Genomic DNA, 21154 nt, shown 5'->3' with positions numbered 1-21154 from the left:
TAGATATCATTTGAAAGGGGTTTATTGCTCCATGGCATTTGTAACAATCATTACATTTTTAGTATACACGATTTTCATTGCCTGGTTTTCTTGGTATAAGACAAGACATATTGATTTAGATAGTTCAGATGGTTATTTTTTAGGTGGTAGAAGTTTGACTGGTATCGTTATCGCAGGATCACTTGTATTAACAAACTTATCAACCGAACAAATGGTAGGGCTAAATGGACAAAGCTATGCAACTTCAATGGTCGTTATGGCTTGGGAGGTAACCGCTCCTCTAGCGCTCATTTTTATGGCATTTGTCTTTTTACCTCGTTACTTAAAAAGTGGAATTACAACAATCCCGGATTTTCTAGAGCAACGCTACGATTTACGAACAAGACAAATTATTTCCATTCTATTTTTATTAGGTTATGCCATCGCTTATTTACCAACTGTATTGTATTCCGGTGCATTAGTACTTGATAGTATCTTTAATATTTCACAACTATTTGGGCTTAGTAATTTCACAACGATTATGGTGATTGCACTCATCATTGGTATGACTGGTATTGCCTATGTTGTATTTGGGGGCCTACGTGCATGTGCGATTTCGGATACGCTAAATGGAATTGGTTTAATTATTGGAGGATGCTTAATTCCAATTCTTGGGCTCCTCGCACTTGGAAAAGGGAATATTATGGATGGTGTAAATCTTTTATTACATTCTCATCCAGAAAAATTAAATGCAATTGGAGACTCGCAAGATTCTATACCTTGGACAACAATTTTTATGGGGTTGTTGTTTAATAACTTATTTTATTGGTGTACCAATCAAGCTATTGTCCAACGTACACTCGGGGCAAAAAATTTAGCAGAAGGACAAAAAGGAGTATTGTTGGCAGGATTATTTAAAGTATTTGGAGCATTGTATTTAGTGCTGCCAGGAATCATTGCCTTTCATTTATTTGGCGATCAATTAAAAAATGCTGATATGGCTTATCCGATGTTAGTAATTAAGATTTTACCTGTCGCATTATCAGGCTTTTTTGCCGCTGTATTGTTCGGTGCTATTTTAAGTTCATTTAACGGTGCATTAAATAGTTCAATCACTTTATTCACACTGGATTTTTATAAACCAATTTTCAAGAAAGAAGCAAGCGAAAAAGAGTTGGTGAAAGTAGGACGTATTTTTGCGATTACACTCGGTCTCATTGCGGTTATCGTATCACCATTTATTTTATATGCACCTTCTGGATTATATAACTACTTACAAGAAATGTTTGGTTTTTACAATGTGCCAATTATCGCAGCTGTTGTCGTAGGATTTTTTAGTAAAAAAGTACCAGCAAGTGCTCCGAAAATTGCTTTAGTCTTTCATATTGTTTTGTATGCGCTCTCAAAAGTGTTTTTAGGATCCATTAATTTCTTATATATTCTTAGTGTCTTATTCCCGGCATGTGTAGTTGTGATGTTAATTATCGGAAAATTAAAACCGAGAGAAACAGACTTTGAACTTTTCGATGCTAATAAAGTTGATTTAAAGCCATGGAAATATGCAAAGGTATTTTCAATCTTCCTTATTATATTCATGCTAGGTGCCTATGTATTATTCTCACCTATTGGGCTAGCCGCACAGTAATGATGTAAGGGAATTGCTAAAAAAGTGACTCATTTTTTATAACAATATACGATATAGATTTGGATAATTGACAATTCTTTAAATTATGTTATGATGATTACCAAAACTATATAGTTCTCATCTATCCACTAGGGGTGCCGATATTGGCTGAGATTAAAGTTTATCTTTAAGACTCTTAGTACCTGATCTGGTTCGTACCAGCGTAGGGAAGTGGAAGTGACAAAATATGATATTTATATATCTAGGCCACTTTCTTTACCTATAAGGAAGTGGTTTTTATTTTGTACATTTCTATTTTTTCGTTAGATGTTAGCTGAGTGTAGGATAAATGAGGAGGGATATAAATGTCATTTTCACAGTTATTACGTCAAGAAGTTGCTCCGATTTGGCAATCGAGTTTTGAGCATCCATTTATTAAAGAACTAGGTGAGGGAACACTAGATTTAGCTAGCTTTCGTTACTATGTTTTACAAGATTCCTACTATTTGAGTCACTTTGCTAGAGTACAAACATTAGGGGCAGCGAAGGCAATCGAATTGGAAACGACAGCTCGCATGGCGCATCATGCACAAAATACATATGAAGCAGAATTGTCACTTCATGAAAATTTTGCGAAAAAATTAGGAATTACTGAAGAAGAAAAAGCATCCTTTATTCCAGCACCAACGGCGTATGCATATACATCCCATATGTATCGCGCTGCTTATGAAGGACATTTAGGTGATATTATTGCGGCCATTTTACCATGTTATTGGTTGTATTATGAAATTGGCGAACGTCTAAAAGAGTGTAAACCAGAGGAACCGATTTACCAAGAATGGATTTCAGCATATGGTTCTGATTGGTTCCGCACATTAGTAGAAGAACAAATTATGCGATTAGATCAAATTGCGGAAACAGTAACAGAGGCAGATCGTCAGCGAATGAAACAGCATTTTATCATTAGTAGTCAATATGAATATTCGTTCTGGGAGATGGCTTATACGTTAGAAAAATGGCCTGTTAAAGAAAAAGTAGTAAGATAGATGTTCATTTTATTTCATCATTTTTCATAATATATTATGAAAAAATTATACAATAAAAAGAGAAATGGGAAAGATAAAGAGGAGGATAGAACACTTCCTCTTTTTTTACTGTTTTTTAACAAAAAATGGATTTTGATGATGGTATAATAAAAGTAAAAAGGGGGTGGAATCTGTATTTCGTTTCAAACTTTCACAGTCTATTGATTTTGGATTTTATGTAAAATAACGAAAAAAGAGAGGGAGTATTCACTTTATGGAAACACTACAGTTGTTAGCCTTTAAAGATGTAATAAATCCACTTTTTGAGCAAACAGTATTTTATGTGCAGTGGCCAAAGCATTGGTCAAGTCTCTTATTAGAGCATAATAGACCATACGAATTAATAAAAAAATTTAAACTTCTAAATAAAAGATTGTATATTATGTTTTCGGATATTTTATTCATTGAGCACGATCCATATAAGTTAGCAGAAGATAGTCCATGGATTATATCTTTAAAACCTCTTAGCTCTGAACAACTAGAATATATTTGTCGTCAATGGTATGCGTATATTCATAACTGGAAACCGACCGAAATGCCTGGAGAAGTTTTATTAGAATGGCAACCTAGTGCGATTTCAAAGTTGTCGTTACTACATGATAAAAAAACATTTTATATATGGGTACCAGCATTAATTTCACATTTGTTTTGTGAACGCGCTCTGCATCTATCTATAGGAAATAAACAATATGAAGAACTTCCTTTTTACCCACTTCGAGAACAAAATAGATGTGAAGCGATGTCTGAGCCTATTCAGGATAAAAAAACAAAGGAATATTTTTCTTATATATATCGGTTTGAGCTTATCACTCGTGGAATTGAAAATATGTTTCTACTTAAAGTTTCTATTGGTAAAAGGCGTTTTTATCAAACAGCAAATCAATATGAACATTATATGATTATGAAAAAAAGAAAAGGAACTGTACTAGTCTCTAACTGTCATAATGAAAAGGATCAGTTTGTTACACTCAAAATAGAAGACGCGCGATTTGGAGTGAATTGGTCCAGAGCTTATCGGGAATTACAGAATGTTTTTATGCTTAATAAACAGTTACATTTAGTTAAGATTATGACGAATCCAAAAAAATATATAAAAGGGAAAAGGGTACGAGCACTTGTTATATATGATGAAAATATCTTTAAGGTTCCTGGTACAAAAATAAAACGAGGGATAAGTAGAAGAGAAAAGGAAGTACTCTTACAAGCATTTCATCAGCGATTTCCTCATTGTACACGTATCCCGCTATGTAAAAATATAACTATAAATCAGAACGATGAGTTATTTCCACTTTATACACCAAAAGGAATGGAAGAGATTATATTAGAACTATGGTCTTCTCAAAAACTTATAGAAATAGAAAAAATATTATTTGAAGAAGAACTAATTTTAGAGAAGAGGACAGATCATTCCTATATATTAAATTCTAAACCGCAAATTATACTAAACATCGTCATGTATAATCCAAAAATTATTAAGCAGCACCCATATCGAATGGATTATTGCCATAGGTATAAAGAAGATTGTATCCAAAGTGTGATCCAAGCAATATTTTCTATACCAACGCAATCCTTTCAAACATCGTTGTCTTTAATAGAAATTGAAAAGTGTGATGGTCGTGAAAAAATCGATCCGAAACAAGTGATTCGAGAAGCATTTGCAAGAACAAATCGCATTTCGCAATTTATCGAACGATTAGACGGAGAAGAAATAGAGAAGGAACATATAGTAAGAGCCACTTTTAGTTTGTTAGAAAAGATAGGATTTCGTAAACGAAGCTGGGAGATTATAAATCCATCACATACATATGTTAGTTTATCAATAGAAGAAATGTATAACAATCAATTTGTACCTATTATATCTAAAATAAACGAGGGAGAAATTGTATATAAATTATATGGGAGTCATGAGTGGCGAGACTTTACATCTATCCTCTTAAACGTAAGTGCACACGAAACATTCTTACCGCAACCGTCAAAGCGAAATGATATAGGAATTCAATTTAAAAAATATATAACGGAAGAATTAACAGCAATCGCAGAAGAAACTAAAAAGGAAAATAAGCAAGTGTATTTTCTTATAGACGCAAGTATGAGAGAGTACTGGATTGAAAGTTTGCAAAATGAATGTATGGACTTACATGAACTACCTTATATCAGTGAGGAATTTCAATCGCTTTCTAATGTAACAGTCATTCGTATTAACAATCAGCATGATGTTCCCAATTATATGATAACGTTAGAAAAGGAGCGTGATGAAACAGAATTATATGTGGATCAAAGGGGAATGTATTATAGTGTAAATACTTATCCTTTAAACGATACGGGATGGATGGAACAACGTATATTAGAAATTGTAGTACTCGGAGCGAAGCAAGAGGAACGAGATCAGATTGCTAAAATAATGACTTATATGTGTAAAATGAGTATTATACCTGGGAAGCGTCCGTTTGTTCCATTCCCAATGCAAATGGTAAAATTAATAAAAAGGTATATAACGGATATTGACTTATGGCAATCAAGTGATGAATTGGACACAGATTGGCTGATAGAAAATGAATAAGGATAGGTGGTGAGAAATTGTGAAAAAATGAAAGACGATTGTAATCTGTACATTAATTATAGCGATTCTTTTACTGAGTTTTACATGGATTGAATTGGTGTTATTACAAATAATAGGGCTACAATATGAATCAAATCAAGCTCTCATCATGTTTTTTATTGTGTATATATTCAGCGATTTTCCACTTTCACTCATTGTGGATAGTATACCAAAAGCTTTGAAATCCCTTGATTTGATTCAAACAAGCAAGGGATGGATTCCGTTTATATTAGATGCAGGAAAAACATATATTCTCATTATGACAATTGATTATTTTATGGATCCTATTATGATTTCATGGCAAGGTGTTTTTCTATTCGCTATCGTAAGCGGATCTATTGGACTAAAAATAAAGAAAGATGATCCAGAACCTCCTTCGTACTCAGAAGCAACAAAATCATTAAAAAATAGCGAATAATGCTTCTAAACATATGACAAATCCCATGTATTCTAGAGAACGGGATTTGTCATTTCTTCATAAAAATGTAGGGAGCGATTGTCAATTATAATTTTGCTTTTTGTATTTACTTTTCATGCAAGCAGGATTAAGATGTCTTTTAGGAATAATAGTTATGAAAACATGAAACATGCTTTTATACGGCATGATTAAAAAATGAGCGGTGCTGAAAAAATAACAACAGTTCCTGTACAAAATGGAAATGAAAGAAGTTTTGAAAGGGATGGAACATTGTGAAAAAGTTTGATGTATTGTTAATGCTGCTTAGCGGTTTGTTCCCGGTTGCAGGGATTATGAAACAAATCCCGCTACCATTATCACTCATTCTAGGTGGATTATTGTTTTTTACGAGCTTTGGTAGTTATTATACAAAACAAACGAGTTCTCGTGTTTGTAGTTGGCTAGCTTATACTATATTTATCACGTTATTGATGGGAATTTGGGATCAATACGTAACAATGAGCTCATTACTAGCAAACGCAAAAATTGCTGCATGTATCGCTTTACTTCCAGCCATTCTTTGCTTCCGTACATATGGAATTACGTTTGGATTACTTGCGCTATGGGGAGCATTATTATGGGATGTAAAAGAAGTACAATCACTAGCTGTTTTAGGACGCATGATGAATTTACTCACAACAGAAAAATTGTATTTACTATTACTCATAGCGGGCTTTTTAGTAGGTGGTTTATTCGCAAACGGATTTCGTCGTAAAAATGATCATTTTAAACAAGAAACACCAAATGTATTAAAACAAAAAAAGAAACGAATGAGACCTACATTTCACATTCGTATTCCACGTTTACCGAAACTGCGGATTAAAATGCTAAAATTCAGAAGAACATCTACTCAATCAAAAGACAAGCGTCCATATGAATCAATGCGTGAAGAAAATATCCACGCAATCCAACAAGAACCGCAACATGAGCAACAAGAACCGACAACACTAGGTCAAACAAGAATGGAGCGAAGACGGAATCGGTATCATGTTTAGATGGGGGATTTGAAAAGAAACAGTTTTTAAGTTGGTGAACAACTAAAGGGTGATATTAAAATAATTTGATATTTAATCTATTTTCATGTTTACATTTTCATGAAAATGTAATATAATGTATATAGCGGTTTGAGGAAGCCGCTGTATCATATCATACCAAGATTTATAGAGTTATTATGGTAAGGCAATATGCCGTGGCGTTGGGGATCGCCTAACTCCGATTTTATCGGATTCCCCTAAAAAATGACTAACTTCGTTTAGTCATTTTTTTATACATAAAACACAGAATTTTCTAAAAGAGGTGCTAGTAAATGAAATATAGCATTGGACTAGATATAGGAATTGCATCAGTTGGTTGGGCAGTTATTAATGAAGATATAGAAAGAATTGAGGACTTAGGAGTGCGTATTTTCGATGTTGCTGAGCAACCGAAAACAGGTGCTTCTTTGTCAACTCCAAGAAGGCTAGCTCGTTCTACTAGAAAAAGGTTGCGCAGAAGAAGACATCGTGTAGAGAGAGTTCGTCAATTTATGATTCGAACAGGCTTATTAACACAAGTGCAAATGGAACAACTATATGATTGGAAAGCTGGTGATTTAGATATTTGGCTTGTACGTGTAAATGCTTTAGAAAGAAAATTATCAGACCGCGAATTTGCACGTATATTAGTTCACTTTGCAAAAAATCGTGGCTTTCAATCTAATCGTAAAAGTGAATTACAAGAAGGAGATAATGGTGCTGTTCTATCAGCAGTTCAAGAAAACAAGCAGTTAATGGAAGAAAAAGGTTATCAAACAATTAGCGAAATGCTTCTGTATGATGAGAAATTTGAAGGTACTAAGCGTAACAAAGGTGGGCAATATACTCATGTTGTTGCACGAAGTGATTTAAAAAGAGAGATACAGCTTATTTTTGAAAAGCAAAGAGCATATGGACATGCTTTCGCAACTATGGAAAATGAAGATAAATTTCTTCAAATATGGTCATCACAACGACCTTTTGCAACAAAAGATGATATAGCGAAAAAAATTGGGAATTGTACATTTGAACCGAAAGAGAAACGAGCGCCAAAGAGCACATATACATTTGAACGCTTTCGAGCTCTTGATAAATTAAATCGTTTAAGAATTCTATCAGGAACTTCTCCTGCAAGATCACTTACGCAAGAAGAGCGAGATCTTATTTTGAACTCTCTTTTTTCCAAAAAAGAAGTAAAGTATAAAGAGTTGAGAAAGCTATTAAAATTAAATGATGAACAACGATTTAATGAAATCTTTTATGATCCAAATGAAAAAATAGAGAAAAACGAAAATAGAACATTCCTTTCTTTAGAAAGTCAATATAAAATCAGAAAAATATTACAAAAAATCGAAGGGAAAAGCTTGAATGATACATACCGTCCAGTTGATTTAGATACAATCGCTTACGCTTTAACTGTATTTAAAGACGATCAAGATATTCGTGACTATTTACAAAATCAATATGTGGCGAGTAATGGGAAAAAGGAATTAAATCTAGCAAATCGTAAGTACAATGAAGAATTGATTGAAGAACTTTTACACCTTTCCTTTACAAAGTTTGGGCACTTATCATTAAAAGCGCTTAGAAATATTTTGCCGTTTATGGAACAAGGGATTCCTTATCATCAAGCTTGTGAAGAAGCTGGTTATCAGTTTAATAAAAAAATAAATCAGGAAAAGCAAAAGTTATTACCCCCTGTACCAGCAAAAGATATTGTGAATCCGGTAGTTATACGTTCTTTATCACAAGTGCGCAAAGTAATGAATGGAATCATAAAAAGATATGGTTCACCTTCATCAATATATATTGAATTGGCACGTGAAATGGGAAGAGTGTATAAAGAGCGGAAAGAACTTGAAAAACAATACAATAAAAATCGTCAAATGAATGAAGGGGCCAAAAAACATATTTTAGAACTTCATCCTGAGTTTGGCGATCCAAGAGGTCATGATATTTTAAAATATAAACTTTGGCAAGAACAAGATGGTCGTTGTGCATATTCGTTTAAACCAATTTCGATAGAGCAGTTATTTAAGATTGGCTATGCCGAGGTAGATCATATTATTCCATATAGTCGTAGTTTTGATGATAGCAATAACAATAAAGTACTCGTTCTAGCAGCAGAAAACCAAAATAAACAAAATCGCACACCATATGAATGGTTTGGTCACGATGAAACAAAATGGCAAGAGTTCACTTCGTTAGTAACAACGATGAAAGTTGCGAAAAAGAAAAAAGGCTTATTATTAAAAAAGAATTTTGATGAAGAACAAGCCGAAGAATTTCGCTCTAGACATTTAAATGATACACGCTACATCACTCGTTATATCAAAACATTTATTGAGGATAACTTACAATTCCGCATGGAAGAAGGAAAAAAACAATATGTGCATACAGTGAATGGTGCTTATACATCTCTTATGCGAAAACGATGGGGATTTAACAAAAATCGCCAAGAAAACGATTTACATCATGCGTTAGATGCAGTAATTGTAGCGGTTAGCTTACCTTTTAAACATAAGGTAAGCGCGTATTTTAAGCGGCGCGAAGAATATGCTCATAACCAATTAAAACGAGAAGGTGAATTTTTCCCCGAACCTTGGCCGGGGTTCATTCATGAATTAGAAATAAGAATGATGCAAGACCCTGAAAATATAAAGCTAGCAATGGAAAGTCTAGACTTAAAAACTTATGATGAATCCTTTATTAAGGAACTAAAGCCGATTTTTGTTTCCAGAATGCCAAAACGAGCAATGAAGGGACAAATACATGAAGAAACGTTGAAGCGAGTAAGAGGGCGCACAGATGATGGCTACATTCGCACTGTAAAAAAAGTAAGCTTAGATCAAATTCCGTTCGATAAAAACGGAGATTTCCCGATGTTTGGAAAAGAGACAGATATGAAAACATATGAAGCAATAAAATCGAGATATCTTGAATATGGAAAAGATAAGAAAAAAGCCTTTAGCACACCGCTTTATAAGCCAGCGAAGAATCCAGAAAATGCACCAATTATCCGCTCTATTAAAATTGAAGAAAAAGCAAATCGTGTTGTCATGCTGGATGAGAAAACAGCTGCTGATAATGCGAGTATTGTAAGAACAGAGGTGTTTCGTCATAAAGAAACGGGGAATTATTTCTTAACACCTGTTTATGTGGCTGATGTGCTTGCTAAAAAAGTTCCAGATCGATTAATTACATCGAAAAAGCCTTATAGTGAATGGAAACGAATTACGGATGAGTATGAATTCCTCTTTTCGTTATATCCTAATGATTTAATTAGAGTGAAAATGCCAAAAGAAAAAGAAACAAAAACAAGCACTGGTGAAAAACATGTATGGCAAGAAAACTTTATGTATTTTAAAGGAGTACATTCAGGGAATGCTGGTGTGAGAATGATAGATCATATGAACAGTTTTGAAGATGAAATAGGAGTGCGAAAATTAGAGATATTTGAAAAATACCAAGTGGATCCTCTCGGTAGAATGAATAAAGTACACGGAGAGAAACGACATGGCATTTAGACATATTGTAATTCGAAAACCAAGTAAACTTTCGACACGTGATGAACAATTGTTAATTAAGCAAGAAGAAACGGTGCGTATTCCTTTAGAAGATATTTGCACGATTACAATAGAAGATCCAGCAATTACAATCACAGCTGCTTTATTGAGTAAATGTGTCGAATATCATGTAGAGCTTATTATATGTGATCGGAAAAGATTACCAGCGGGAATTTTACAACCGTTTCATAGACATTCCAGACAAAAAGCTGTGTTAGATGTCCAATTGGGGCTAGGTAAGCCATTTAAGAAAAGAATTTGGCAACAGATTGTAATTCGTAAATTAGAAAATCAAGCGAGATGCCTTGAATTAGCGAATAAAGGGGAAGATGCGCAAAAATTATATTCTATTAGCAAAAGTGTAGAATCGGGTGATCGTACAAATCGAGAAGCCTACGGTGCAAAAGTATATTTTACGGCGCTATTTGGTCCAAACTTTTACCGGAGAGAAGATGATGTGCGTAATATCTCTTTAAACTATGGATATAGTTTGGTTCGCTCTCTAACAGCTCGCGCACTTGTTCGCTACGGCTTTAACCCAAGTCTAGGTATATTTCATGACAGTCAAACAAATGCTTTTAACCTTGCTGATGACTTTATGGAAGTATTAAGACCATTTGTTGATATTATTGTTGCTTTGAATGTGTCAGATGAAACAGAGTGGGATTCTAAAATGAGAGAACAGCTGTTTTCAGTATTAAATATTGAAGCAGTATGGAAAGAAGAACGACAAAGTATAACAAATGGTGTAGAACAAATGATAAAAAGCTACGTATCAGCGTGCCGGCAAAATGATGCATCGCTATTACTATTACCAGAATTGATTACATTACGGCAACATACGTATGAGTAAATTTATGAGAATACTTGTTTTCTTTGATTTGCCGGTGATGACAAAAGCTGAAAGAAAAGCCTACACCCGTTTCCGGAAATTTTTATTAAAAGATGGTTACACAATGCTGCAATTTTCTGTGTACACAAGAGTTTGTAATGGAGAAGAAGGTGCTCAAAAACATTTGAGAAGACTTAGACAAAACATTCCAAATGTAAATGGAGCAATCCGTTCATTAAAAGTAACAGAAAAGCAATTTGAAAGTATGGATATTTTACTTGGTGTTCAAACCATTGATGAAAAATTAGGAACAAATAAAACCGACTTTTTCTAACAAAAAACACTTGCAATTTTAGCAAGTGTTTTTTGTTTTGACGTAATATGAAAAAAATTTAGCACGAAAATAACCAAAAGAGCATTTTTAAACTCGTTTTTTTAAAAAAGAAACCCCTTGAAACTGAGGAATATCAAGAGGTTTCGGTGCATGTATCATACCATACCAAGATTTAAAGAGGAATTATGGCATTTTCTTAAGAATGGTATTTAAAACTTGAATCATACCATACCAAGATTTAAAGAGGAATTATGGCGATGATTGCCATTCACTACGACATACTCAGATCATACCATACCAAGATTTAAAGAGGAATTATGGCTGGAAAGATTGAAACGAAGGTTGGGGAGGTATCATACCATACCAAGATTTAAAGAGGAATTATGGCAATGTAGGCGGTAAAGTCACAGTCGTATCAATCATACCATACCAAGATTTAAAGAGGAATTATGGCTTCACCGTTGTCATCCGGATAGAAAACTTTATCATACCATACCAAGATTTAAAGAGGAATTATGGCAAATCCGTTTTCTTTTTCATTGTCGAAAAAATCATACCATACCAAGATTTAAAGAGGAATTATGGCCGTCCGCGACGCGTGGTACTGTTCGGAAACATCATACCATACCAAGATTTAAAGAGGAATTATGGCTGAGCTCCGTAATAAGGTCCAAGGTTTTGCATCATACCATACCAAGATTTAAAGAGGAATTATGGCGAACCGTTTGATATGCTCTGGTCTTGCTGTATCATACCATACCAAGATTTAAAGAGGAATTATGGCTCAGCGAATTCAGCAACGTAATCAAAGCAATCATACCATACCAAGATTTAAAGAGGAATTATGGCCTTTCACAATACGTTCTTGGTCTTGTAACTATCATACCATACCAAGATTTAAAGAGGAATTATGGCACATAAGTAGTAATCAAATTCGCTATGATTATCATACCATACCAAGATTTAAAGAGGAATTATGGCCGCTGTATTGATAATGAAACGTTTCTCTTTATCATACCATACCAAGATTTAAAGAGGAATTATGGCCGCATAATCGCTGGTATCTCAATTTCAATTATCATACCATACCAAGATTTAAAGAGGAATTATGGCTCACTTTTTGTATCGATATGAACACCAGGTAATCATACCATACCAAGATTTAAAGAGGAATTATGGCTAAAGTCTGCGCTTTAAGATGTTTTGCTTCATCATACCATACCAAGATTTAAAGAGGAATTATGGCTGGTCTCGACTTATAATCTTTCATATTGATATCATACCATACCAAGATTTAAAGAGGAATTATGGCCATCGCGACATCTAATAAGTCGTTTGCTTTATCATACCATACCAAGATTTAAAGAGGAATTATGGCCAAGTTTGAAACTTGCGACACCAACGGGGCATCATACCATACCAAGATTTAAAGAGGAATTATGGCTTATATTTTTGATACTCTACCAATTCGTCCATCATACCATACCAAGATTTAAAGAGGAATTATGGCTTAAAACGCGCTACATAAACAGACCATTGGATCATACCATACCAAGATTTAAAGAGGAATTATGGCATACTTTTGTAACTCACTTGACAAGTCTCTATCATACCATACCAAGATTTAAAGAGGAATTATGGCAAAGCAAAAAGTTGGTCGTTATAGACAGGAATCATACCATACCAAGATTTAAAGAGGAATTATGGCTTAAAAATGCATTTTTTATTTTACTTTGAAATGTATTTTCCCTTTTATTTTTTTCATCATATCATACTAAGAGGGAATAGAAAATGTTTTATGTAGATGGATGAGAAAATAAGAAAGAAGACAATTCCTTGTGGTCGGTTATTCATATGCGAATGCTAAAATTTTCCGGGATTTGAAGAGGAATTACAATATAGATGAACGAATAACTAGTTAAGAGATTTAAAATAAGTAAAATTGTTGATTGGGAGGAAAAGTGATGATGTCTGAAAAACATACGATATTTCAACTTAAATTTTTAACAGTAGAGTTATTATTTCAGATTGAAAGGGAATGTAGAAAAGGAAAAGATTTGACATTCTCAAAAAATCCCTATTTTAAAAATGCATGTAGTAAATATTTGTTCAGTATTACATTTGTTGACCCAGAAAAAATGTGATAGTTTTCAATTTTTCACAGATGCAATTCAACGTAGAAGACGGTATTTAGGAGAGACAAAAAAGCAGCACAAATCTCGTTTTATCGATCGCTGTCTCGCATGTAAACCTGAACAGTTGACAGATGAAGAACGAGGATTTATTGTGCAGTGGTATCAGGAACATTTGTACATAAAATATATTTATCAAGCTTTGAATCATATGAGATATGTGTTAAAAGTGACGGTATTAACACAAGCGAAACGACGATTAAGCGAATGGTTCAACCGATGCCAATTTCACATGTGTGGTGCCGTGTCCAAGATTGCGAAAACGCTTACTGTACGCAAACAAGTAATATTGAATACGATTATTTCTCCTTTATCAAACGGAATAATGGAAGGCACGAATAATAAAATAAAACTCATCAAAAGACGAGGGGTTGGTTATCGAAACGATGCCCATTTTTTCTTGCGTTTACGCTTAGAAACAGGTCGTTGATTTTGTTACCCACGACTTTTGGTGATGAACCAAATTTAACTCCATTCTCTAAATCATACTATGCCAAGATTTAAAGAGAAATTATGGTGTAAATAGGACTTATAAGTCTTATAATAAAATCATACCATACCGAGATTTATTGATTTATGCTAGTTAAAAAATTATAACGAAGGTAGGTGCAATATATGGCCATTCGTAAGGAAGAGTTATATCGATTGATAGACCGTCTTGACCAGCAAGATAAAAAGGCTGCATTTGACTTTTTAGAGTTTCTTGTTCAACGTTCAAAAAAGAAACCGAAAGCTTGGGAACAAATTGATATGGCAGATCCGGATCATGAACCATTATCTAAACAAGAATTGGAACAGCTCGATAGTGAAGAAGGGTATGTATCAGGGGAGGATGCAAAAAATGAATTCGGACTACAAGTTGATTTACCATAAGTCCGCATTAAAATTTATTGCAAACAGGAAAAAGGAATGCAAAACAGAATTGCAGTTGGGCTGAAAGGCCTTCTTGAACTTCCGCCTGAAGGAGATATCAAAAATATGAAGGGTTACACCAACCTGTATCGATTGAGGATTGGTACCTTTCGGATTTTATTTGAAGTCAATCATGATGAGAAAATAATATACATACAAGCGGTTGGAAACCGTGGCGATATTTATAAATGATGACAGCACACATTTTTTAAGAAGAATTTCTATACTCAGAAATTCTTCTTTTTATATCGATCTTTAAGTATGAATATTCTGATAACTATTCCTCGATTAACGGAGAAGATATTTCTTTTAATATCTGAAAATTGTGTTAATATTTAACTGAAAAGAGGGGATGAACTTATGGATGCAAATGTTATAACGAATACACAAATTACTAAACAATTAAATGAATGGTATCAAGTAATGCGTGCACAGCATGTTTTAAAAGCAAGACAACTAAAAAAAGAAATTGATACAAATCTATATCAAATTGAAGACAATCCAGATAGTTTCATTTATTACTCATTGCTTGATTTTCGCTACAACATGTTGATTGGAAACTTTGATTGTAATCTAGAAACTACACCTGTGAAAAAAGATGTGTTTCTGCAATATTATTATCATTTCTTTAAATTTATCTATGCAATGGAAACCGGGAACTATAATGATGCGAAAGAACACTATGATTATGCAGACGAGTTATTGAAAGATATTTCTGATGTATATGAAAAGGCGGAGTTTCACTATCGTACTGCTTTATATTATTACTATATTGATCAACCAATCCTATCCATTCGTTATGCTACAAAGGCAAAAGATTTCTTTTCTAAAAATGTAGGTTATGAGGTTAAAACAGCAGCATGTGAAAATGTACTTGGTATATCATGTATTGCATTAAAACAATTTGAGGCGGCAGAGGAATATTTACTTGCGGCTATTAATACATTTAAGAAACAAAGTGAAGAAGATTCTGTTTTGAAAGTGAAATATAATTTAGGATTACTATATGCTGATCAAAATCTTTCTGAATTAGCGATACGTTATCTTCTCGATGCTTTTGAAGATGAAGAACATGATTATAAAACAATGTTTTTACTAGCACGTGAACATTTAAAATTAGGGAAATCAGAAATTGCAAAAACATACATCGAAAAAGGTTTGAAGGCTTCTACAAAAGAATATTATTATCATTTTTCAATTCTGCAAAATATGTATAGTGAGCATTCGTTAGAAAAAGTAGAAAGCGTTGTAAATGAAGGGATTTCATATTTTAAACAGCAAAATTTATGGAGATATGTACAAGAATATGCTGAGGCGTTGGCTGTGAAATTTTATAACGCAAAGGAAGAAATGAAATCAAATCAATATTTCTATATGAGTTACGAAGCGAAGAAAATCTTAGAAGAAAAAGGGGCGTTAAAATAATGAGGAAATTAATGGGGATTGTACTTGCTAGTATCTTTATTTTTGGGGTATATACATCAATAGATATATCAGAAATTTCTAATGATATTCCGATTCAATATGGACATGGTAAAGGGATTTGATCAAATCATTTCATATTTTGTTTTTGTATACAGTCCTGTAAGGGAAAGATATGATGTTTTTAGTATTTCAAGGATGAAGTAAGTTAAACCAGTGATATTTTCAAAATATTGCTGGTTTTTTTCGTTGCAGAGAAATTGCTTTTATTTATAACCTTAAAAGGTTACAATAAAAGTATCAAAAAGTGGCCCAAAGGAATGTATAAAAATGGTAAAAAAACAAGAATATAAGTCAACCATTAAGTCTCGACCATTTCTTTTTTTGGAAACAAAAAAGGTTTCGTCCCTTTTATTACAAGGGTTAAAAGAGTTTGAGGTAAAAGAAAAAGCGGTTGTCGAAAATATCTTTCAAGTAAATACAGAATCCCGTAAAAAAGAACTTGCATCAATTATTTTAGCTCGGCTTAAAGTACTAGATGAGTATTTAATTCAGAAAATTGTACATGGAGATATAGAATCCAGTAAAACGATTGTATTATACGCTATTTTGAAAACAGATCGCTTATTTTTTGAATTTATGAATGAAGTATTTAAAGAAAAGTTTATTTTTCGAGAAACATATATTACAGATGCAGATTTCAATGTTTTCTTCGAACATAAACAACAGCAAAGTGAAAAAATTGCATCATGGAATGAGTATACGTTTTATAAACTAAAGCAAGTTTACATTCGAATTTTATTTGAAGCAGGTTTCTTAAAGAATCAAAAAGGAGATCGGGAAGTTGAACGACCGTTGTTGGATGCTGATATCGTGAGGTATATACGGGAATTAGGTGACGGTATATATATGGATATTTTGGTAGGTGAATAGTATGAGAACAATACATGAACGACTAGATGAAATTATGCCTAAAATTACAGATCCATCTTTTCGTGAAAATAAAGGATTAGGTAATGAAATTGGTTTTTATATTTTTGATTATGACCCTAAGTATGAAATGCTTGTGAGAGATCATATTGTTTATATGAAAGAGCGATTAAAAGGTGATAGCTCTTTACATATACGCGAGTTTGATCTGTATGAAATTGTGATTGAAATACTAGAAGGCAAAGGGTATTTGCAAAAAAATATGGATATGGAACAAAAAAAGGGGAGCGAGTTTATCTTAAATGCAACAAGAAAAGCTTTACGTCTGACAAGTAATAATGACTTGGTCGTACAATACATTACAGACAGAGTACAGCTAAATGATATTGTGTTTCTAACTGGCGTCGGGAAAGCATTCCCGATTATTCGCTCCCATACGATATTGAATAACTTACATAAAGCAATTGATCAAGTTCCATTGGTGATGTTTTTTCCAGGTACGTATGATGGGTTAGAACTCGTATTATTTAGCGAGATCAAAGATGATAATTATTACAGAGCATTTCAGCTAATTGATAAGTAATAAGGAAGGTTTGGAGGAGAAAAGTACATGCAAATTCAAAATATGTTTGAAAAAGAAATTACTCGTGACATTAAAGGTGTAATTAAAGTTGGACAAGATGATGAGCAAAATATTTATCAAGAATTAGATGAATATGTCGTAACAAATGAATTACTGCATCATATGGGTGAGTTCTTTAAATCATATAAAAAGGGGATTACAGGACATACAGACAAAATGGGTGTTTGGATTTCTGGTTTCTTTGGATCCGGTAAATCACACTTTTTAAAAATTCTTTCTTACTTATTAGAAAATAAACATGTGAAAAATAAAGAAGCAATTTCTTTCTTTGATAATAAAGTGTTAGATCCAATGGTTCTTGCGGATATGAAATTAGCAGGAAATATAACGACAGATGTTATTCTTTTTAATATTGATTCGAAAAGTGAATCGGACTCCAAGTCTGATAAAAATGCAATTGTGAAAGTATTTAATAAAGTGTTTAATGAAATGCAAGGATTCTGTGGTTCGATTCCTTGGATTGCAGATTTAGAACGTCAAATGGTTAAAGATGAATGTTATGATGAATTTAAAGCAGAGTTTGAAAATTTATCTGGTAACACATGGGAAGATGCTCGCGAAGATTTTTACTATGAAGAAGATTCGATTATAGAAGCATTATCCAAAACAACGAAAATGAGCGAAGAAGCAGCTCGAAAATGGTATGAGCGAGCGGAAGAAGATTATTTCATTAGTATTGATCGCTTCGCAAAACGAGTACGCGAATATATAGAATCGAAAGGGAATAATCATCATGTTGTCTTTCTTATTGATGAATTAGGTCAATATATTGGGAATGATTCACAACTGATGTTGAACTTGCAAACAGTAGTAGAAGATATCGGAACGCAGTGCGGTGGTAAAGTGTGGGTGCTTGTAACAAGTCAGCAAGACATTGATTCTGTTGTAAATGTAAATGGAAATGACTTTTCAAAAATTCAAGGTCGTTTTGATACACGCTTAAGTCTTTCTAGCGCACATGTAGATGAAGTAATCAAGAAACGTATTTTATTAAAAAATGACGCAGGTAAACAGACATTAAAACTTTTATATCAAGAGAACAGTTCCATTTTAAAGAACTTAATTACATTCTCTGGTGACACAGCAGAAATGAAAACATTTAACAATGAAGAAGACTTTGTAGATGTATATCCATTTATTCCGTACCAATTTAACTTGCTGCAAAAAGTGTTTACTGGTATTCGTATTCACGGTGCATCCGGAAAGCATTTGGCAGAAGGGGAACGATCCTTATTAAGTGCATTCCAAGAATCGGCAATGAAATATGCAAAGAATGAAACAGGCACACTTATTCCATTCTCGGCATTTTACGAAACAATTGAAGCGTTTTTAGATTCGAGTATTCGTACGGTTATTATTCATGCACAAAACAACTCTCGCTTAACAGAATATGATGTAGAAGTATTGAAACTGTTATTCTTGATTAAATATGTAAAAGAGCTTCCAGCGAACTTAGAAAATTTAGCAACTCTCATGATTCAAAATATGAATGATGATAAAATCGAACTAAAAAAACAAATTGAAAGCTCTTTAATTCGATTAAGTAAAGAAACATTAATTCAAAAAAATGGACAAGAGTATATTTTCTTAACAAATGACGAGCAAGACGTCAACCGTGAAATTAAAAATATGCATGTTGATTCTGCGGAAGTCATTCAAAAAATTGGTGATGTAATCTTTAATGGGATTTACCAAGATAAAAAATATCGTTATTCACCAAAATATCATTTTAGTTTTAATACGATTATTGATGATCGTCCAATTGGTATACAAACGCATGATATTGGATTGAAAATGATTACACCATACTTTGAGGCAACAACAGAATTGAATGATGCTGAGTTGAAAATGATGTCCATGCGTGAAAGTAACGTCATTTTACGATTGCCACATGATACATCTTATTTAGAAGAAATGGAAGAAATATTAAAAATTCAAGCGTATTTAAAACTAAAAAGTGGTACAGCAGTATCACAAGCGATTGAAGATATTAAAATTCGTAAATCGAGAGAAGTTACAGAACGAAAAGAACGTATTCGCACATATGTAACGGAAGCATTAAAACATGCAGAAATCTTTGTTAACTCACAGCAATTAGATGTAAAAGAGAAAAATCCTGTAGAACGAATTAACGATGCTTTTAAAGTGTTAATCGACAACTTATATAACAAATTACATTATGTAAAAGAATTTATTGATACACCAAAACAACTAAATGAGTTATTAGTTGACAATACAACACAATTAACGTTAACGGATGATCACGAGGATGCGAACAAATTAGCAGTAAAAGAAGTGAATGATTATATCACTCGTTTAACAACGCGTAATCAGCAAATTACAGTAAAAGGCATTACAACACACTTTACAAAACAGCCATATGGTTGGAAAGAGCTTGATATTGTTTCGTTTATTATTAAGTTATTCAAAGGGCAAGACATTAAATTGCAATTGAATAGTAGCAATTTAACAACAAGTGAACGTGACTTAGTCAATTACTTAACGAAGCGTGACTATGTGGAACGTGTGATTGTAAAGAAACGGGAACGTATTTCACCAGCGTTAATAAAAGTTGTCAAGGATTTAGCAAAAGAGGTATTTGAAGTTACAGCATTGCCAACTGATGAAGATGGTTTAATGAATCGTTTTAAAGAGCTGCTAACTTCGGAACAAAATAAAATTCATGTGTTGCTAGCGCAATATCGAAATACTTTCTATCCAGGCCAAGATGTATTACAAGATGGGAAAGAATCGATTGAACAATTATTAAATATCTCAGATACGGCAAGCTTCTTTCATAAAGCGAAGCAATTACAAGATGATTTCTTAGACTATGCGGAGGATGTAGAACTTGTAAAAGCTTTCTTTGATAAGCAGCGAGATATTTATGATGACGCAGTCAAACGATTAAACATCTTTGAAAAGAACCAAACGTATGTAACAGATCAAGAAGTAACAAAGATTATTGATAACATTTCAAAAATTGTTAAACATAAAGAGCCATATAAAAACATTCACCAATTACCAGGCTTAGTTCAAGAATTTGATGAGCGATTTGTTGAGCTATTAGAAAAAGAATGTGCACCAATTAAAAAAGTAGTAGAGGCAGATTATCAAATTGTTTTAGAAGAACTAAATAAACAGGAAGAAATCAAAAATGTGTTCTTTAGTAAATTTAAAAATAACTTTGATGGTCTAAAAAATAGATTGGATCAAGTGAACAATTTTTATGAAGCTATTGCGATGCAAACAGAAAGTGATCGTTTGAAAGTGCGCTGTATTGAAGAAATTGCAGCTGAAGTAGAAAGACGTAAACCGATTGTAACACCACATGCACCAAAGGCTAATACTGGAACTGGTGGTACAACAGTCATTGATCCGCAAACAGATTACAAAACAACGAAGAAAACCCTTAGCAAAAATACGCTGATTCGTGGCATTAAAACAATTGAAAATGAAGAAGATATCGAAAACTTCTTAGATGAGATCCGCAAGCAATTACAAAAAGAATTAGAAGACGTTTCAGTTATCAAATTAGTGTAAAGAAATGAAAGGGGAGGAGAAAT

16 protein-coding genes, 1 pseudogene, 1 CRISPR repeat array and 1 riboswitch are annotated in these 21154 nt (G+C 33.2%); all 17 genes and pseudogenes read left to right on the top strand.

Annotation, left to right across the window (positions count from 1 at the left end; translation table 11 throughout):
- Positions 1-31 precede the first annotated feature (31 nt).
- The 17 genes and pseudogenes from MR063_RS08740 (at position 32) to brxC (ending at position 21131) form a co-directional block, all read left to right on the top strand.
- Positions 32-1624, top strand: a complete 1593-nt coding sequence (locus MR063_RS08740; RefSeq protein WP_242196501.1) for a solute:sodium symporter family transporter — start codon at positions 32-34, stop codon at positions 1622-1624.
- A gap of 120 nt (positions 1625-1744) precedes the next feature.
- Positions 1745-1850, top strand: a riboswitch (TPP riboswitch).
- A 118-nt stretch (positions 1851-1968) separates the two neighbouring features.
- Positions 1969-2649, top strand: a complete 681-nt coding sequence (gene tenA / locus MR063_RS08735; protein WP_242196498.1) for a thiaminase II — start codon at positions 1969-1971, stop codon at positions 2647-2649.
- 253 nt (positions 2650-2902) lie between these two features.
- Positions 2903-5248: a pPIWI_RE module domain-containing protein gene (locus MR063_RS08730; RefSeq protein ID WP_242196495.1), complete on the top strand. Its 2346-nt coding sequence runs from the start codon at positions 2903-2905 to the stop codon at positions 5246-5248.
- A 37-nt stretch (positions 5249-5285) separates the two neighbouring features.
- On the top strand, positions 5286-5705 hold the full coding sequence (locus MR063_RS08725) for a YrvL family regulatory protein (RefSeq protein WP_313928932.1): 420 nt from the start codon (positions 5286-5288) through the stop codon (positions 5703-5705).
- Between the two features lie 272 nt (positions 5706-5977).
- Entirely contained in the window at positions 5978-6739 is a 762-nt protein-coding gene (locus tag MR063_RS08720) for a DUF3959 family protein (protein ID WP_242196489.1), read from the top strand.
- Between the two features lie 311 nt (positions 6740-7050).
- The gene (gene cas9, locus MR063_RS08715) at positions 7051-10284 is read left to right on the top strand and encodes a type II CRISPR RNA-guided endonuclease Cas9 (RefSeq protein ID WP_242196486.1); all 3234 of its coding nucleotides are present in this window, start codon (positions 7051-7053) and stop codon (positions 10282-10284) included.
- Positions 10274-11176 carry a type II CRISPR-associated endonuclease Cas1 gene (gene cas1, locus MR063_RS08710; protein ID WP_242196483.1) on the top strand — a complete coding sequence of 301 codons (903 nt, stop codon included), beginning with the start codon at positions 10274-10276 and terminating at the stop codon, positions 11174-11176. Before cas9 ends, cas1 begins: the two co-directional genes overlap by 11 nt.
- 4 nt (positions 11177-11180) lie before the next feature.
- Positions 11181-11489, top strand: a complete 309-nt coding sequence (gene cas2, locus MR063_RS08705) for a CRISPR-associated endonuclease Cas2 (protein WP_048723010.1) — start codon at positions 11181-11183, stop codon at positions 11487-11489.
- Between the two features lie 154 nt (positions 11490-11643).
- A CRISPR array of direct repeats spans positions 11644-13197; the repeat unit is 36 nt; unit sequence ATCATACCATACCAAGATTTAAAGAGGAATTATGGC.
- A gap of 259 nt (positions 13198-13456) precedes the next feature.
- Entirely contained in the window at positions 13457-13633 is a 177-nt protein-coding gene (locus MR063_RS08700; RefSeq protein ID WP_242196895.1) for a hypothetical protein, read from the top strand.
- Positions 13614-14111 carry a transposase gene (locus MR063_RS08695; RefSeq protein WP_396021826.1) on the top strand — a complete coding sequence of 166 codons (498 nt, stop codon included), beginning with the start codon at positions 13614-13616 and terminating at the stop codon, positions 14109-14111. Before MR063_RS08700 ends, MR063_RS08695 begins: the two co-directional genes overlap by 20 nt.
- A gap of 185 nt (positions 14112-14296) precedes the next feature.
- A complete protein-coding gene (locus MR063_RS08690) occupies positions 14297-14554 on the top strand; it encodes a hypothetical protein (RefSeq protein ID WP_242196480.1) in 258 nt (85 codons plus the stop codon).
- Positions 14523-14785: pseudogene (locus MR063_RS08685) on the top strand (type II toxin-antitoxin system RelE family toxin). The gene MR063_RS08690 and the pseudogene MR063_RS08685 overlap by 32 nt, the downstream one beginning before the upstream one ends.
- Positions 14786-14953: 168 nt before the next feature.
- Positions 14954-16018 carry a response regulator aspartate phosphatase gene (locus tag MR063_RS08680; protein WP_242196475.1) on the top strand — a complete coding sequence of 355 codons (1065 nt, stop codon included), beginning with the start codon at positions 14954-14956 and terminating at the stop codon, positions 16016-16018.
- Positions 16018-16140, top strand: a complete 123-nt coding sequence (locus MR063_RS21780) for a hypothetical protein (protein ID WP_277927815.1) — start codon at positions 16018-16020, stop codon at positions 16138-16140. The genes MR063_RS08680 and MR063_RS21780 overlap by 1 nt, the downstream gene beginning before the upstream one ends.
- 205 nt (positions 16141-16345) lie before the next feature.
- The gene (gene brxA, locus MR063_RS08675) at positions 16346-16948 is read left to right on the top strand and encodes a BREX-1 system RNA-binding protein BrxA (protein WP_277927814.1); all 603 of its coding nucleotides are present in this window, start codon (positions 16346-16348) and stop codon (positions 16946-16948) included.
- Between the two features lies 1 nt (position 16949).
- Positions 16950-17528, top strand: a complete 579-nt coding sequence (brxB, locus tag MR063_RS08670; RefSeq protein WP_242196469.1) for a BREX-1 system protein BrxB — start codon at positions 16950-16952, stop codon at positions 17526-17528.
- 27 nt (positions 17529-17555) lie between these two features.
- On the top strand, positions 17556-21131 hold the full coding sequence (gene brxC, locus MR063_RS08665) for a BREX system P-loop protein BrxC (protein WP_242196467.1): 3576 nt from the start codon (positions 17556-17558) through the stop codon (positions 21129-21131).
- Positions 21132-21154 lie beyond the last annotated feature (23 nt).

This window comes from Bacillus cereus group sp. BfR-BA-01492 (assembly GCF_022662815.1).
Taxonomy (GTDB): domain Bacteria; phylum Bacillota; class Bacilli; order Bacillales; family Bacillaceae_G; genus Bacillus_A; species Bacillus_A cereus_BD.
This window is presented reverse-complemented; position numbering and strand designations above follow the sequence as displayed.

Excerpts from the sequence above, each read along its gene's own strand:
- MR063_RS08740 (WP_242196501.1), top strand. The coding sequence starts at position 32 with ATGGCATTTGTAACAATCATTACATTTTTAGTATACACGATTTTCATT.
- tenA (WP_242196498.1), top strand. The coding sequence starts at position 1,969 with ATGTCATTTTCACAGTTATTACGTCAAGAAGTTGCTCCGATTTGGCAA.
- MR063_RS08730 (WP_242196495.1), top strand. The coding sequence starts at position 2,903 with ATGGAAACACTACAGTTGTTAGCCTTTAAAGATGTAATAAATCCACTT.
- cas9 (WP_242196486.1), top strand. The coding sequence starts at position 7,051 with ATGAAATATAGCATTGGACTAGATATAGGAATTGCATCAGTTGGTTGG.
- cas1 (WP_242196483.1), top strand. The coding sequence starts at position 10,274 with ATGGCATTTAGACATATTGTAATTCGAAAACCAAGTAAACTTTCGACA.
- cas2 (WP_048723010.1), top strand. The coding sequence starts at position 11,181 with ATGAGAATACTTGTTTTCTTTGATTTGCCGGTGATGACAAAAGCTGAA.
- MR063_RS08700 (WP_242196895.1), top strand. The coding sequence starts at position 13,457 with ATGTCTGAAAAACATACGATATTTCAACTTAAATTTTTAACAGTAGAG.
- MR063_RS08690 (WP_242196480.1), top strand. The coding sequence starts at position 14,297 with ATGGCCATTCGTAAGGAAGAGTTATATCGATTGATAGACCGTCTTGAC.
- MR063_RS08680 (WP_242196475.1), top strand. The coding sequence starts at position 14,954 with ATGGATGCAAATGTTATAACGAATACACAAATTACTAAACAATTAAAT.
- MR063_RS21780 (WP_277927815.1), top strand. The coding sequence starts at position 16,018 with ATGAGGAAATTAATGGGGATTGTACTTGCTAGTATCTTTATTTTTGGG.
- brxA (WP_277927814.1), top strand. The coding sequence starts at position 16,346 with ATGGTAAAAAAACAAGAATATAAGTCAACCATTAAGTCTCGACCATTT.
- brxB (WP_242196469.1), top strand. The coding sequence starts at position 16,950 with ATGAGAACAATACATGAACGACTAGATGAAATTATGCCTAAAATTACA.
- brxC (WP_242196467.1), top strand. The coding sequence starts at position 17,556 with ATGCAAATTCAAAATATGTTTGAAAAAGAAATTACTCGTGACATTAAA.